The 15016-nt window shown below is 56.6% G+C and carries 13 protein-coding genes and 1 riboswitch; of the genes, 2 read left to right on the forward strand and 11 right to left on the reverse strand.

The window, feature by feature from the left end:
- The first annotated feature begins 72 nt into the window (after window positions 1-72).
- Window positions 73-1440, forward strand: coding sequence for an oligosaccharide flippase family protein (locus KMP13_RS08620; protein ID WP_251363747.1), 1368 nt, complete (start codon window positions 73-75; stop codon window positions 1438-1440).
- A 19-nt stretch (window positions 1441-1459) separates the two neighbouring features.
- On the opposite strand, the gene KMP13_RS08625 is transcribed toward KMP13_RS08620, so the two are convergent.
- From KMP13_RS08625 to KMP13_RS08640, 4 genes are all read right to left on the reverse strand, one after another.
- On the reverse strand, window positions 1460-2725 hold the full coding sequence (locus tag KMP13_RS08625; RefSeq protein WP_215265452.1) for a GumC family protein: 1266 nt from the start codon (window positions 2723-2725) through the stop codon (window positions 1460-1462).
- A gap of 122 nt (window positions 2726-2847) precedes the next feature.
- Window positions 2848-3711: a tyrosine-protein kinase family protein gene (locus tag KMP13_RS08630; protein ID WP_215265453.1), complete on the reverse strand. Its 864-nt coding sequence runs from the start codon at window positions 3709-3711 to the stop codon at window positions 2848-2850.
- Between the two features lie 162 nt (window positions 3712-3873).
- A complete protein-coding gene (locus KMP13_RS08635) occupies window positions 3874-4641 on the reverse strand; it encodes a sugar transferase (RefSeq protein ID WP_435370350.1) in 768 nt (255 codons plus the stop codon).
- A 336-nt stretch (window positions 4642-4977) separates the two neighbouring features.
- On the reverse strand, window positions 4978-6066 hold the full coding sequence (locus KMP13_RS08640; RefSeq protein WP_215265454.1) for an AraC family transcriptional regulator: 1089 nt from the start codon (window positions 6064-6066) through the stop codon (window positions 4978-4980).
- 334 nt (window positions 6067-6400) lie between these two features.
- On the opposite strand from KMP13_RS08640, the gene KMP13_RS08645 reads away from it, so the two are divergent.
- Window positions 6401-7240 carry a 2-dehydro-3-deoxygalactonokinase gene (locus tag KMP13_RS08645; protein WP_215265455.1) on the forward strand — a complete coding sequence of 280 codons (840 nt, stop codon included), beginning with the start codon at window positions 6401-6403 and terminating at the stop codon, window positions 7238-7240.
- Here the strand turns inward: KMP13_RS08645 and KMP13_RS08650 are convergent.
- The 7 genes from KMP13_RS08650 to KMP13_RS08680 all read right to left on the reverse strand — a co-directional run bounded on the left by KMP13_RS08650 (window position 7202) and on the right by KMP13_RS08680 (window position 14876).
- Window positions 7202-8212: a hypothetical protein gene (locus KMP13_RS08650; RefSeq protein ID WP_215265456.1), complete on the reverse strand. Its 1011-nt coding sequence runs from the start codon at window positions 8210-8212 to the stop codon at window positions 7202-7204. The two genes, KMP13_RS08645 and KMP13_RS08650, sit on opposite strands and share 39 nt — an antisense overlap.
- A 161-nt stretch (window positions 8213-8373) precedes the next feature.
- Window positions 8374-9492 carry a THUMP domain-containing class I SAM-dependent RNA methyltransferase gene (locus KMP13_RS08655; RefSeq protein ID WP_215265457.1) on the reverse strand — a complete coding sequence of 373 codons (1119 nt, stop codon included), beginning with the start codon at window positions 9490-9492 and terminating at the stop codon, window positions 8374-8376.
- A 114-nt stretch (window positions 9493-9606) separates the two neighbouring features.
- The gene (gene metK / locus KMP13_RS08660; RefSeq protein ID WP_215265458.1) at window positions 9607-10788 is read right to left on the reverse strand and encodes a methionine adenosyltransferase; all 1182 of its coding nucleotides are present in this window, start codon (window positions 10786-10788) and stop codon (window positions 9607-9609) included.
- Between the two features lie 7 nt (window positions 10789-10795).
- A riboswitch (SAM-SAH riboswitch) is annotated at window positions 10796-10843 on the reverse strand.
- A 39-nt stretch (window positions 10844-10882) separates the two neighbouring features.
- The gene (gene lnt / locus KMP13_RS08665; RefSeq protein WP_215265459.1) at window positions 10883-12394 is read right to left on the reverse strand and encodes an apolipoprotein N-acyltransferase; all 1512 of its coding nucleotides are present in this window, start codon (window positions 12392-12394) and stop codon (window positions 10883-10885) included.
- 7 nt (window positions 12395-12401) lie between these two features.
- Entirely contained in the window at window positions 12402-13304 is a 903-nt protein-coding gene (locus tag KMP13_RS08670) for a hemolysin family protein (protein ID WP_215265460.1), read from the reverse strand.
- 39 nt (window positions 13305-13343) lie between these two features.
- Window positions 13344-13838: an rRNA maturation RNase YbeY gene (ybeY, locus tag KMP13_RS08675; protein WP_215265461.1), complete on the reverse strand. Its 495-nt coding sequence runs from the start codon at window positions 13836-13838 to the stop codon at window positions 13344-13346.
- Window positions 13839-13862: 24 nt separating this feature from the next.
- Window positions 13863-14876 (reverse strand): PhoH family protein, encoded by a 1014-nt coding sequence (locus tag KMP13_RS08680; RefSeq protein ID WP_215265462.1) that lies wholly within the window; start codon window positions 14874-14876, stop codon window positions 13863-13865.
- Window positions 14877-15016: the final 140 nt, after the last annotated feature.

Consider the following 15016-nt stretch of genomic DNA (forward strand, 5'->3'; position numbering starts at 1 on the left):
TGGCCGCGTGGTCACGATTGACCCGCTTTTGCCGCATGCCTAGCGTAAAGTGACGGAACGAGGGAATAGTTTATGGCGAGTGTACTTGCGCGATTGCAGGGATCGGGGTTGATGGCCCGGGCGCTGCGGTCGGCGTCGTGGATGATTGTCGGATACGGCGGCGGTCAGGCCATGCGATTGGCCTCAAACCTGATCCTGACGCGTATCCTGTTTCCCGAAGCCTTTGGCATGATGGCCCTTGTGACCGTGATCGTCACTGGGCTTGTGCTGTTTTCTGATGTCGGCATTGGCCCCTCGATCCTGCAAAGCGATCGCGGAGATGACCCGGCCTTTCTGGACACCGCCTGGAGCATCCAAGTGGTGCGTGGACTGTGTCTGTGGGGCGTCACTTTCCTGCTCGCCTGGCCGGTGGCGCAGTTCTATGACGTGCCGGATCTGACCTATATTTTGCCGCTGGCCGGGACCATGTTGGCGGTCGAGGGATTCAAAACCACCCGCATTGAAACAGCACATCGCCATCTGATGGTCGGACGGGTCACGCAGCTTGAACTGGCCAGCCAATTTGTCAGCCTCGCCCTTATGGTTGGTGTTGCCCTTCTCACCCAATCTGTTCTGGCGCTGGTACTTGGAACCGTGATGCAGTCGCTTACTTATGTGATGTTCACCCACATCAACCTGCCCGGACATCGCAACCGGTTTCACTGGGACAAGGCATCCGCTCGCGAGTTGATCGGATTTGGTAAGTGGATTTTCCTGTCTACCGCTTTCTGGTTTGTTACGACCCAAGGTGACCGCGCGATCCTGGGTAAATTCATTTCGCTGGAAACCCTGGGCGTCTACAATATCGCGTTCTTCCTAGCGAGCTTTCCCATGGCGCTGGGGTATGCCGTCAATCAAAGACTGATGATCCCGGTCTACCGCGACGCGCTGGCGAACGCAGATCACACCAGCCGCCGCAAACAACGCATGCTGCGCTTTGCGCTGTCAGCTGGCATCCTGTCGCTTGTGTGGATCATGGCCATCATTGGTCCGTGGCTGGTCGAACTGTTGTATGATGAACGGTATCATTTGGCCGGTGCCATTATCGTACCGCTCGCCCTCGCACTTGCTCCGGCCGTTATTGTCATGACCTATGATCAAGCCGCCTTGGCTGCGGGTGATAGTAAGACCTATTTTATGGTCAGCGCGGCGCGCGCCATTTCGCAAACGGTCTTGTTCTTGTTCGGTGTCGCGTCCATTGGCCTGCCGGGCGGCATTGCGGCAATGGGTGCGGCGCTTTTGTTCACCTACCCGTTCATCATCGCGCTTGCCCTCAAACATAGGGTTTGGGATCCGCTTCATGACGGCATTATGGCTGGTTTGACCTTGGGTGTTGGTTATGTCGCCTTGCACATCCATTGGGATTTAATCGTTGCGATGGTCACAGCGTTGCGCCCGTAACCAGCGCAAAGGACCGGGTTCAAACGCGCGACTGTCTGGCTTTTTGCTGCAGCTTCCTGCGTCGTTTTATGGAACGCGCGTCGGTCTTCAACTCGGGAACAGACACAACCGGCATCAACCCGGTTTCGCGTTCCATCTGAGCTGCCGTGCGCAAGACAGGACGCATCAATTCCATGGCAAAGGCTGCGCAAATCGCAAAGATGAAGCCCGCAAAGCCCCCCATAATCGCGAGTTTTTTGCGCCCGCCACTGACCGGGAAGTCGGGCCAGGACGCGGCTTCGATGATGGTCAGCCTTTCGGATTGGCTGGTGTTTTCCAAACGAAATCCCACCTCAGCCTCGCTACGTCGTTCCACGATTGAGGCCAGTTGGTTCTGCAATTGCTGGATCTGGCGATCAAGAGTCCCCAGCTGGCGCTCCACCTGCGGTGAGGTCTGCAAGGCCAATTCCAACTCGGCCTTTCGTTCGCTCAGCAATGTGTTCTGAGCATCCAGCGTCGCAATCTCTTCCTGCAGTTCCGCCAATTTGCGCCGCGCGGTTGCCGGGCGCTCGCCCTCGTTCACCTGATCCGCAGCGCGGCGCAGCGTGATCATCTCGCGTGCGATTTCCAACAGGCTCTGATTGAGTTGCGCAATCTCACCACGGCGCAGTTCAATCACGCCGGGTTGCGAGATGTCATGTTCAAACCGAAACTGGGTCACTTCATCTTCAAGACGCGCCAGTTCGTCTTTGATTGCGTTTTCTTTTTCGGCGAAGAACTCCAACGTCTCCCGCGCCTGTTGAATGCGCGTCTGAACGCTCAGCTCCACCAACCTGGCGGCAAATTCATCAGCCACCTGCTGCGCCATCAACGGCGTGCCCATGGTCGCGGTGATCGTGAGCACCGAAATCGTGCCATCGTCCGCAAAACCTTCACGTGCGGCAGCGACACCTGTGATGGAAATCGATTGGCGCATGTTCGTGACGATTTCCGACGCCTTCATGGCGGGCGTATCCGCATAGATGCCAAGCTTATCAACGATATCCAGCAGCATGCTACGGGTCATGAGGCGTTGTTCGATCAGCTGAATGCGCCGCGCGGAAGATCCATCAACAGTGGAGCGCGCCAGATCATCGGCGATCATGGGCTGGGTCACCTGGATCACGACCGCTGATTCATAAGTATGGTCGCGCTGCAACGCGACAAACACCGAAGCAATGCACCCCAAAAGAGTGACAGTCACAACGAGGCGCGCACGTCGGCGCACCATGTCGAGGAAATCCCGCAGTGTATAGATCGGACCCATTGCGATACTCTAAAACCGGTTAGTGGACGCAGCCACATCGAACCTGCAGCAGCATGGCCCTGTTGGACCACGGCAAACAGGCGAAACTATGACAAAACCGGGAAGAGTTTCAAACCCTGCGCTTAATCCGCGCGCGCACGGTTCAATACAACGCCAAGCAATTGCGTATGGCCGGCCAGGATTTTTTCACAGGCCGCCAGATCCTTGGCAGTGGTGCGGGTGCCATCCGCCACAAGAAGAACGCCATCCACCTGCGGCAAAAACGCGGTCAGATCATCGTGTTCCAGCACGGGCGGAAGGTCAAACAAGGCCACATCCGCGCGGCTGTCTGTCATCATCGTGTCGATGGCTTTGCTGGTGGTTGGATTTTGCAGAATCTCCGAACCAGAGACTTTGCCAGCCCGGTTAAGGCCAACCGACAAGCCGTCAGACAACCGCATCAGATGGCGATGGGCCGGAACCCGTCCCGACAGGAAACCAACCATGTCACCATCATCGGACAATGCCAGCGCACGGGCGACATTTGGTTTGCGGAAGTTCATATCCATCACGATGGTGCGCGAATTGGGAACACGTGCCAAACCCTGCGCAAGATTGACCGTCATCCAGGTGGCTCCGCACCCGCTGGTCGGGGCTGCAATCGCCACACGACGCCACCCTTGGGCGCGCAGGGTATGCAACAGCCGTGTGCGCAGCAGATCAATGGCTTTTGCGCTTTCGGTGTCGCGGAAGCGATCCACCAGCGGCAAGGCCCGGCGCACCACTTGCGCCGCGTCGATTTTGCCGACACGCAGACGGCTCCACACTGGGGTCCGCGGGTCTTCGACTGGCTCACGCACGGGCAGCTTAGCTTCTGGTTCCATCAAGATTTCGGGGGCGCGTTCGATCGCCATTGCCGGAGGCTCCACAGCGATAGGGCCAGATGGCGCAGTCTGCGAGGTGCGGCTGCGGCGGTGAAAACTCTTTATCTTTTTCGGCTCAGACATGAGGCTCCCCTCCAGCGATGGATGCGCGCCTAGTTCTTGCTGCTCACCAATGTGGTCCGAATTACCCAATTCGCATAGGTCCTTCATCTTGAAATCTCCATGTCTTAACATCTTTAATCAGTTTGTTTCGCTGTCGAACGGCATTCGCGCCAGTTCGACGTCTCAATATCCGGTGCCACGCAGCACCACGCCCACAGTGCGCCGCATAATCTGCAAATCTTCGCGCAGGCTGACAAAGGACACATACTCCCGATCCAACAATTGTCGCGCGGCAAACCCACTTTCGTTGCGGGCAGAGACCTGCCATTTTCCCGTGATACCTGGACGCATCGTGAAATAGGCATCGGAGCTGCCGTACATCTCAAGCTGGTCGGGCAACATCGGGCGGGGGCCAACCAGGCTCATGTCGCCCGTGAGCACATTCCAAATCTGCGGAAGCTCATCCAGCGAAGTCACCCGCAGGAACCGGCCAACAGGTGTGATCCGTGGGTCATTTTTCAGCTTTTGCGTCGCATCCCACTCCGCTCGCAACGCGGGATCCGCGTCGAGGTAATAGGCAAGCATCGTATCTGCCTGGCGCACCATCGTGCGAAGTTTAAGGATCGAAAAGACGCGTCCATTCCGACCCAAGCGTTTCTGACGGTAAAACGGCAGACCACTTTCGACCCACAGGGCAACCGCACAGAGCGCAATAATCGGCACAACAAGAGGAAGCGCGGCAACCACTAGCAAAAGGTCCAAACCACGTTTGCCGAGACGACCGTAAGCACCGCGACGCAACAGGCCACCGTAAAACCCGCTGGCCGCTTTTGGCATCGTTGCGGTTTGCGACGGGGCATCCGCACAGCCCGCTGCGCCCTGCAGCGATACTGCGTTGGTCTGTTGTCCGACAAAGGGCAACCCTTTGTCCCGCGCAAGCAAATCGTCCATAAACAGTCCCCACCATTCCAACATTCGACGCACACACAAAAACAGGCCAGGCGCATGTTTGCCCCTGTGCACATCCCACAACGTGCGTGTCTGTCTAAAAGCCCGGAGGCGAACCTTCGAAATATCGTGGTTCGCTATCCGAAAATTGCGGCGAAATCTTCGTCTACTCTTTTACCTTAAATTTGAGACGCTTTTTGCGAAATACACTATACGGCTAGGTTACGGTTAATATTGGTTAAGATCACGTCTTACGATGTAAACAGTTTAACTTTTGTATAGGAATTGTTTCTAAAGCTTGAAAATAGATCATGAGGTTAAGCCCAACGAGCAACGACTCTAATTCCTTTGGGCAGAATCTCTATCTGGTCTCACGGCGAATCCATGCAGGCTGCGAAATTGCCCTGGGGTCATCGCAAACCAACGTTTGAATGCATCCGTAAAACTACTTAAGCTCGCAAAGCCCAAAGCTTTGGAAATGCCTGACGGGGCCAACTCGGTGTCACACAAATAGCTTTTCGCTATTTCACGCCGGATTTCATCAAGAACTGAGAAAAAACGCAGATCCTGACTGCTCAACTCGCGGGACAAACTGCGTGCGCTCATTCCCAATTCCTGCGCCACACTTGCCTGGGTGAGTTTCTGGTCCGACAGATCACGATAGATGACGGCCTTCAGACGGAAATGTAACGTTTGTTCAAACGCTTCTTCGTCTGCGCGGTGGTGCGCAGCAAAATCTTCCATCAACCTATGCAAATAGGGATCAGCGCTGCGCATGCGCCGGGACAGATCGGACAGTTGAAACCGCATTTCAAGCCGTCCATTTTCTTTCTGAACCGGACAGCCCCAAAACCGGCTGCGTTTTTTTGTGGACGCAGTTTGCGGCAGATCCATCCACACCGCCTTTGCTTCAAGCCCTTGTGCCCCGGACCTTGGCTTCAGATACATGCGAGCTGATTTCAACAAAAGCACAGATAAAAATTCCATGTATTGGTGATGCGGCAACTGAGACGGCTCTTTTACGGTCCACACCAAATGGCCCAAATCGGAAAACTGGATATCCACACCATCGGTGTAGCACCGCACAGTGCGGCAAAAGGACAAAAAGAACTCCTGCACCGTTGGCGCTGTTAGCGCGCAATAGGCTGCAAGGCCAGTGGCGCGAAAATCCCGACGAGTCCCCATGATAGAGCCAAAATCAGGGTCCTCACTCAAAAAGGCGCATCGCTCAAAAAAAGCGGCGATCTCGCGAAAGCTCAGCATTGGGTTTTCTTCAGTAAGAAATTCTTGAAAGGTCCGCCCGCCTATGGAAATCGCCGCGACATCTCGCCCACCCTCGATGAGACTGCGCGCAACCTCTTGTGCCGGAAGCGACAACCGCCGCCGGGGGACAACTACGTCTGACATGTTTTCATAAACCTTCGCCATTTCCGGTGCTCCCACGGCCCGGCTGCCACTGTCGTCAAACAATGCTTGCGGACCTCTGATGCTTTCTGGCGGAAAACGCCGCCGTGGCGCTAACAATAGATTTTTCGGTAAAAAGAACGGGTCCACTGAAGCTCAGTCAGCTTTGACTTCTGCGCCGTGACATATCCAAAGGTATTCAAGTCGGGCCAGAAGGGCGATCCGATTGATACGGTGAACGGTCAGGAGTTTACCAAAAAGACGCAGGAATGTATGCCTTCTGCTTCGACGCATCAGTGGGGTACGCAACGATATGGCGAGAGATTCGAATTCGGACAATTGGGTGGCTGCATCCTGCATGGGCCAGACTCTCACGTTGTGGCGCATGAACGGGCGCAGTGTCGTGGATCAAGTCGGTTTGACCTCTGCAGTAACGCCCACTGCTGCGGATGTGGCGGAATTCTTGTCCAAAACGGACTGGCCTACCGCACCGGTCTACGCCTGTGGATTGACGGATGCGCCCGTCGCCATGACACCCGCAAAAAGCGTGGAATTGGCGGTCCAACCCTCCACTTATGGCGATGTGGACGTTCTATCGGTACATTGTATTGCGCAGGCAAAGCCCGTCGGCCGCCTAGACAGCGCCGCCTGCCAGATCAACGGGTTTCTATCGCTCAACCCCGGTTGGGACGGCGTGATCTGTATTGTGCAAGAGCGCAGCTTTTGGGTGATGGTCAGCGCCAATGAAGTGGTCAGTTTCGACAGCACGCTGACGCCCAAACTCGCCCATGCGATGGGCGCGCAGGACACGGTGGACACAAAGGTTTTGCAGGATGCTCTGCAGGATGGTCTGTCCCGACCCGAAGCTCTGGCCTCGCGGCTTAGCAGCGTGCAGTGGTCGGCGGATGCCAGCGCGCTCAAGGACAGCGACGCAGCATCCCAAACCTGGGGCGTTCTTCTGGGTGCTGAATTGGCCGCCACCCGGCCGTATTGGCTGGGTCAAAACCTTGCGTTGATCGCCGATCCTGCCAAATCTGCCATCTATCAATCCGCTTTTGACAGCCAATTTCTGCCCGTCACCGTAACTTCGGCTGAGCAGATGGTTTTAGCAGGTTTGGCGGCGGCTCGACACCGCCATCTCCGCGGACAAAGCCCGCTATCACGATCCAGAGATTGTCCCAATGGTTCGTGCAGTTAACTCGAAATTTGGCACCAGGGCCCGGGTCAATTGGGACCGATCAGCCATAAAGGCACCCACCTGACACAGTTGAGAGGCAAAGACTGGGTCAACGCCGGGGTGTTCCTTGTGGGTGTTCTCCATCTCGCAATGCCAACCATGCTCCTGCGCATCCATGATAATCAACTTAAAGCGCTGCACACAATGTAGCGCCGTATATATCGCGAGGTACTCCGCGTAGTCATCAAACGGCACGCCAGAGGTTTGATCATAGGTGTCTTTTACGACTTGGATCAGATCTTCGGGCGCCAGGGGCCAGCTTTCATCGCCCAAGAGCCACGCCAGATCTTCGGCGCCATGACGCGTGCCAGACAGCTCAAACCCGTTCCAACGCAGAAACCCGTCGTCGCAAATGACCGCATAACTGGGTCTGCAATGCCATTTGACGAACGCCCAATGGGTCACGGTCATCTTGTCGGCAACGGCTTGATAGTCAAAGCTGTCGGGAATGCCGCTTGAAAACAGCTGCAGCGCGTCGACAGAGCACACCAGGTTTTCCATCCATTCCTGTGTGGTGCCGATCTTGGGAACCAAGCGTCCGACCCCGGTTTGCCGCGCCGCAGCCTGAAATCGAAAGATCGACGCGCAGGCCTCTGCCGCCAGTTCAAGCTGGTCAGCGCGATCGTGTCCCATAACTTCTTTATCAAGACGAATGCCGCCGAGGTCCGATTGGAACAATATCCCGTCCGTCATGCCAAGGTAGGCCGGAACATCGTCACAAACTGGCGAAAGCTGTTCAAGAACCAGTGCTTCCAAATGCGTGCGGCGAAAACTGCGTCGTTGAGAGGCAATGACGGCTTCATCCGAAAACTGAATTCGCACAGACGAAAACGGCGAGTCTTTGAGCGGAGTGACCGCCACAACATCCTTACCAAAATGGCTTGCTGCGAGACCTGAGATCAGCCGCACACGATCGGTTACAGACCCATCCATCGTTACCTCCAATACCTAGAACCAAGAAACAAAAGGCCTTGCACCAGAGATTATGTGTAAGGTGGAATTCTGAATATATTTGGGCAAGGCAGGCCCAAATTCTCCTTATGCGGTCTTAAAATAAGTAAAAATGAATGTGTTATGTTGATCGATTGCCGCGCTTAGGCCAGCGGATCTGTTTTGAACAAGCGCACTTTTAACCCACCATGTGCAACCGGCGCGCCCGTTGGCAGGAAGGGCAATTTGGTCGCCTTGGCCAGGCTGGTGTCGCTGGTGACAATCCCAACGCGCCATCCTTTGAATCGGCTCATCAGAACCTCTCCCACCGAGCCATACAGAGCAAACAGCAGCTTTTTATTGCCAATGCGCGCACCATAGGGCGGGTTGATCATCACCAAACCTTTTGGACCTGCGGGGGGTTGCAGATCGCTGATGGAGGCATGGGTAAAGTGGCACACTTCATCGACGCCAGCGCGCGCGGCGTTCTTTTGCGCCATGTTGACGGCGCCGGCGTTGCGGTCTGATCCGTAGAAAGCGACAGCAGGTTGCGTTTGCGCCGTGTCTTCTTTCATCGCGTCCCAGGCCGCTGCATCAAAGCTCGCCAGCTGTTCAAACGCAAAGGCGCGGCTGCGGCCTGGATGCACGCCCGCCGCGATCTCGGCCGCTTCCAAGACGAATGTACCCGACCCGCACATGGGATCGACAACAGGCTCTGTCCCCGAATACCCACACTCACGCAAGAACATGGCCGCCATGGATTCGCGCATGGGCGCTTTGCCAACGGCGGGCTTATGACCGCGCTTGTGGAGCGCCTCACCGGAGGTGTCGATGCTAAAGACACACGTATTGTCGTCGATGCGCAGCTTAACCGTGAGGGGCGCATCCTCTGAGATTTGGATGCCCATTTCTTCGGTCAGCGCGGTTTCGATACGCTGTGTTGCCGCGCCGGCATGGTAGATTTTGGACTTTTTGTTGGTGCTGGTCTCAACCTTGACCGGGACATCCGCACGCAGCACGTCCGCCCAGGGAAACTTGCGCGCGCGTTTGTCCAGCTGTGCGAGGTGGAAGGCACGAAACTCTCCGATGCGCGCCAAAACCCGGGTGGCCCCGCGCAAGCACAGGTTCGCGCGCCAAACATCCGACCAGCCGCCGCGTGTCACCACGCCGCCAGGGATGATCTGTGAGACCTTAAAACCCAGATCACGCGCTTCGGCCGCCAGCGGGTGTTCCAACCCAGGCGGCACCATCAGAAAAATCTCAAAATCTGCTGTTTTATCCATGCGCCCCTGATTAGCCCCAATCGCCCTCGCCTGCGATGGTAAATTGGACGAACAGACAAAAGAAAAACGGGCCCCACTGAGGCCCGTTTTCGTTCACTTTGCTGAATTTTGCGTTCAGACCGCTTTGGCCAATGCATCCACCAAATCGGTCCGTTCCCAGCTGAACCCACCATCCGCATCCGGCGTCCGGCCAAAGTGGCCATAGGCAGCGGTGCGTTGGTAAATCGGCTTGTTCAGGCCCAGATGGGTGCGAATGCCACGGGGCGTCAGGTCGATCACCTGAGGGATTGCGGCTTCAATCGCTGCAGCCTCAACCTTGCCAGAGCCATGCAGATCCGCATAGATCGACAAAGGTGCGGCCACGCCGATCGCGTAAGACAGCTGAATGGTGCAGCGTTCGGCCATGCCAGCGGCGACCACGTTCTTTGCCAGATAGCGCGCAACGTAAGCCGCCGAGCGGTCCACTTTGGTCGGATCTTTGCCGGAGAAGGCACCGCCACCATGCGGCGCGGCACCGCCATAGGTATCCACGATGATCTTGCGGCCCGTGAGACCCGCATCGCCATCCGGACCACCAATCACGAATTTCCCGGTTGGGTTTACGTGCCAGACGGTTTCATCCGTCAGCCAGCCATCGGGCAGAACTTCGTGGAAGTAAGGCTCGACAAGGGCGCGGATGTCGTTTGATGTCAGCGTCTCATCCAGGTGCTGTGTCGACAGAACCAGCGAGCTGACGCCAACCGGTTTGCCATCGCGATAAGAGACCGAGAGCTGCGATTTCGCATCCGGTCCCAGCGCAGGCTCGGTGCCGTCTTTGCGCACTTCGGCCAGACGTCGCAGAATGGCGTGCGAATACTGGATCGGCGCGGGCATCAAAGCGTCCGTCTCATCCGTGGCATAGCCAAACATGATCCCCTGGTCGCCGGCACCTTCGTCCTTGTCCGCGGCGGCATCGACGCCTTGGGCAATATGTGCAGATTGCTCGTGCAGAAGGTTGGTAATTTCCACCGTCTCGTGGTGGAATTTATCCTGTTCGTATCCGATGTCTTTGATACAGGCGCGGGTGATCGCGTCGATCTTGCCCATGTAGTCGTGCAGCTTGTCCTGATCGGACAGGCCGACTTCGCCCCCAATAACCACGCGATTTGTGGTTGCAAAGGTCTCTGCTGCGACGCGGGCTTCCGGCTCTTCGGCCAGGAATGCGTCCAACACAGCGTCGGAAATCCGGTCACAGACTTTGTCTGGGTGACCTTCGGATACCGACTCCGAAGTAAACGTGTAATTTAATCGTGTCATTGGGAGGTGCTCCATTGGTTTAACTTGTCACGCCAGGAAGCCGTTGTGACAAGAGGTTCTCCCCGCATAAGCGGAGTGTGCTTCAAGGTCAATGTTATAGAGACGAGACCTTAACCGCCTGTTTGCGTCGCGCCACATAAATGTGGGAAAATGCGGGTATTCCGAGAAAAAAGACGCAAAACCCCAACCAGGGCCAGTCACCCGTATGTGCATAAAGGGTCGCGGGCAGCGGCGCTGGAAGCTGTGCGTCAACGTATCCCGCCTGCCCCAGCGGGATCAATGCGTTGGGCACGATGCGGCCAAAGGGGTCAATCATGGCAGAAACACCGGTGTTTGCGACCCGGACCATCGGTAGACCTTGTTCCGCCGCGCGCATCTGCGCCTGAACCAGATGTTGCTGGGGGCCGGAGTAGGTGCCGAACCATGCGTCATTAGTCAACAAGGCGAGAAAATCGGGGCGATCCGCAACGGTTGGGACCTCATGCGGGAACACGCCCTCATAACAGATCAGCGGCAAAAACCGCCCAACCGGTGAGGACAAAACAGGCTGGTTCGCCCCGGCCGTGTATCCGGAATTCGCCCGCGCCGCGAGACCGTAGATGCCAAAGCGCGCCACAAGATCCGGGAAGGGCATGTATTCGCCAAAGGGCACCAGATGCACCTTGTCATAGGTCTCTTGCGGTGTTCCTGCGGCGTCCAACAGCACTGCTGAGTTGAAGTATTTCCCGTCCTCTTCGCGCTGTATACCCATCAAGATCGGCGCGCCATTGGCGGATTGCGAAATCACCCCAAGCGTATCGGTGGCATAGTTCAACAGCTGCGGCACAGCCGTTTCCGGCCAGACGATCAAATCCGGCTTCGGCGCGATCGCAGAATAGCCGACCTGACGGCGGACAAAGTCCCAGCGTTTGTCTGGATCCCATTTCTCATCCTGAGGGGCGTTGGGCTGGACCAAACGCACCAGATGATCCGTTGTTGCGACATCTGCCGGTTTTGGCAGCGGCGGCAGCACCGTGAAGACAATCGCGACAGCCGTCCCGGACGGAAGCAGCGCCCACCATTTTTGTTGCAGCACCAGTGGCAAGGGGAGGAAGACCAAAAGTTTCGCCAAGGCGACCCCCTGCGGGCCGATCCATGGCAGCAGCCGCAGGGTAAGATCACCCACCGCAAGCTGCCCCAATGCGCCCCAAGGAAAACCGGTTAAGGCGTAGGCACGCAGGAACTCCACCAACGACCAAGCACCAATCAGCGCAAGGATACGCCAATTGCCGTGGCTCACCCGCTGCGCCACACAAAAGGCCGCGCCCCAAAACAGTGCAAGCCCCCCGGCCAAAAGCACCAGGGCAAAAGGTGCCATCCAACCATAGGTCGCCGCATCTATTTGGAAGGGTTCAACGATCCACGACAGACCCGTGGCAAAATACCCGGCCCCGAAACACCAGCCGAGCCACCAAGCACGCGCGCATGTGGTTTCGCGTAAGAAAAGAAAGGCAATACCAACAAGCGCCACCGGGGCAGCAAAGACCAAATTTGTTGGCGCCAGACCCTGGGCCATGACAGCGCCAAGACCCAGCGCAAGACCCAATGGCCCAAAGAGCCCCAGCATTTTGCGCCTACTCCGCCGCGGCCTGCGGCAAGCGCACGCGCAGTCGTTTGATCCGGCGCGGGTCGGCATCCATCACTTCGAACTCGATCCCTTCGGGGTGGCGGATCACTTCTCCGCGCGCAGGCACCCGTCCACAAAGGATAAAGACCAGTCCACCCAAGGTGTCGATCTCTTCCTCGTCGATGTCCTCATGGGCCGTCAGAGATCGCCCCAACTCTGTCTCGAATTCCGGCAGCGGGGTTTTCGCCTGCGCCACAAAACAACCGGGCTTTTCCTGGAACCAGGTCTGCAGCTCGTTTGCGTCGTGCTCATCCTCAATCTCACCCACGACCTGCTCGATAAGATCTTCGATGGTCACAAGCCCGTCGACGCCACCGTATTCATCGATGACAAGCGCCATATGGCGACGTTCGGCCTGCATCTTGGTCAAAAGGACCCCGATGGGCATTGAAGGCGGCACAAAGAGTAGCGGGCGCAGCATCTGTGTCAGGTCGAAATCATCGGAAACGCCATTGAACCCGCGTGTCAGCGCAAAATCCTTCAGGTGCGCCATGCCAATCGGCGTATCCAGCGTGCCTTCGTAGACGGGGATTCGCGTGAAACCACTGTCGCGAAACACCTGAACCAGCTCGTCCTGGGTGATCGCGGCCGGGATAGACACGATTTCAGCGGTGGGCGTTGCCACATCTTCCACCCGCAAGCGGCGCAGGTTTATCATCCCATGCGGCTGCTGAGGAACGGGCGCAAAGCCATTCACTTCAACGGGTTTTGGAGGCTCGTTGGCCGACAGATTGCCGAAAAATCGGCTGAGAAAACCAGGTTTTGAGGTGTCGATTGACCTCATCACCTCTTCGTTGTCGTTCTGCAGCGCGCGTTGCGCTGCGTTAGAACTGCCTTCAATGTCGCCCATCAATCCTATCCGTTAAGGCCCCACAATAGGGTCGTCTATTTATGTATATGGGTTAGGGATACCTAGTTTGCCAAGTATCTCCACCTCTATTCTTTCCATCAAAGTAGCATCTTCGTCACGAATGTGATCATAACCCAAAAGATGCAACATTCCGTGAACGACCAGATGTCGCACGTGATCAACGATCGGTTTCCCTGCTTCTGCAGCTTCGCGTGCACAGGTTTCATAGGCAATCGCAATATCGCCGAGGGAAATTTCACCCGTAAAATCCGACTGAGGCATTGCCGGGTTTGCGCCTGGATACTCGGCTGCCAGCTCTTCGGCTGGCCAGCTCAGCACATTTGTGGCCTTGGGCTTGTCACGAAATTCCGAATTGAGCTCGGCAATCCGCGCGTCATCACAGGCAAGGATAACCAATTCGCAGTCCTCGGCCTCCAGCGACATATGTGCAAGCGTGGCATCAACGGCCTCTTGCGCAAGGTCGACCAGCGCCGTGTCCTGCCAGCGGCTGTCTGCAATCTCGATGTCCAACATGCTTTCATCCAACGGGCACAGGCGTTATGCCGGTGCTTCGTCGGCCTCATATGCTTCAATGATAGCCGCCACAAGAGGATGGCGCACGACATCGCGCGATGTGAAGTAATTAAAGCTGATCTTTGGCACATCGCCCAGCAGACGTTCTGCATCACGCAGGCCAGAGGTCACGCCACGCGGCAGATCAACCTGACTGCGGTCACCTGTGATCACCATACGCGAGCCCTCCCCCAGACGGGTCAGGAACATCTTCATCTGCATGGTCGTGGCATTTTGCGCCTCATCCAACACAACAAAAGCATTGGACAAGGTACGCCCACGCATAAACGCCAATGGTGCAATCTCGATCGTCTTTTCTTCCTTCAGCTTGGCAAGCTGTTTGCCGGGCAAAAAGTCGTTCAACGCATCATAAAGCGGCTGCATATAGGGATCGACCTTTTCCTCCTGCGTGCCGGGCAAAAAGCCCAAGCGTTCACCTGCCTCGACGGCGGGGCGACATAGGATGATCTTGTCCACATGTCCGGTGATGTACATCGACACACCGACAGCCACCGCAAGATAGGTCTTACCCGTGCCTGCAGGGCCGATACCAAAGGCCATTTCATGCTCAAACAGCGACTGGACATAGGCTTTCTGCGCATCGGTGCGCGGCTCAACCAGCTTTTTACGAGTCTTGATCTCAACCTTGCCGCCACGAAACATTTCAAGCTGGTCACCGGTCGACGGCTCTTCCGCCGCCCTGGTGTCCATGCGCAGCTCGCGGTCCACATCGGCGACCTCAACACTGCGCCCGGTCTCTAATCGGTCGTAGAGCGCGGTCAGTACAGCCGCCGCCTGTTCACGCATTTCAGCATCGCCCATGATCGACAGCAGATTGCCTCGTCGGACGATTTGAACACCTAATTTTTGTTCGATTTCAGCCAGGTGTCGATCGTATTCACCACAAAGGTCGATCAACAAACGATTATCAGGGAATTCCAAGAGCACTTCATGGGTCGTGGTCTGGTCTTCTGCAGGGTTCGGGGCACCAAAGGCCAAGCGGTTCTCCTGTTTCCGGCGTTACAGGTTAAGTCTGCCCTTGTCCCCGCCGCCGCGCAAGCTCCGATCACGAGATTTCATGTAAGTGAAACAAATAGACCGCCCCAAGGGGCGGCCATTTAAGCAGTTTATCGCCAATA

Source organism: Epibacterium ulvae (genome assembly GCF_018678075.1).
Lineage (GTDB): Bacteria > Pseudomonadota > Alphaproteobacteria > Rhodobacterales > Rhodobacteraceae > Epibacterium > Epibacterium ulvae_A.

Coding starts and splice junctions, on each gene's coding strand:
- KMP13_RS08620 (WP_251363747.1), top strand. CDS start 73: ATGGCGAGTGTACTTGCGCGATTGCAGGGATCGGGGTTGATGGCCCGG.
- KMP13_RS08625 (WP_215265452.1), bottom strand. CDS start 2,725: ATGGGTCCGATCTATACACTGCGGGATTTCCTCGACATGGTGCGCCGA.
- KMP13_RS08630 (WP_215265453.1), bottom strand. CDS start 3,711: ATGTCTGAGCCGAAAAAGATAAAGAGTTTTCACCGCCGCAGCCGCACC.
- KMP13_RS08635 (WP_435370350.1), bottom strand. CDS start 4,641: ATGGACGATTTGCTTGCGCGGGACAAAGGGTTGCCCTTTGTCGGACAA.
- KMP13_RS08640 (WP_215265454.1), bottom strand. CDS start 6,066: ATGGCGAAGGTTTATGAAAACATGTCAGACGTAGTTGTCCCCCGGCGG.
- KMP13_RS08645 (WP_215265455.1), top strand. CDS start 6,401: ATGGGCCAGACTCTCACGTTGTGGCGCATGAACGGGCGCAGTGTCGTG.
- KMP13_RS08650 (WP_215265456.1), bottom strand. CDS start 8,212: ATGGATGGGTCTGTAACCGATCGTGTGCGGCTGATCTCAGGTCTCGCA.
- KMP13_RS08655 (WP_215265457.1), bottom strand. CDS start 9,492: ATGGATAAAACAGCAGATTTTGAGATTTTTCTGATGGTGCCGCCTGGG.
- metK (WP_215265458.1), bottom strand. CDS start 10,788: ATGACACGATTAAATTACACGTTTACTTCGGAGTCGGTATCCGAAGGT.
- lnt (WP_215265459.1), bottom strand. CDS start 12,394: ATGCTGGGGCTCTTTGGGCCATTGGGTCTTGCGCTGGGTCTTGGCGCT.
- KMP13_RS08670 (WP_215265460.1), bottom strand. CDS start 13,304: ATGGGCGACATTGAAGGCAGTTCTAACGCAGCGCAACGCGCGCTGCAG.
- ybeY (WP_215265461.1), bottom strand. CDS start 13,838: ATGTTGGACATCGAGATTGCAGACAGCCGCTGGCAGGACACGGCGCTG.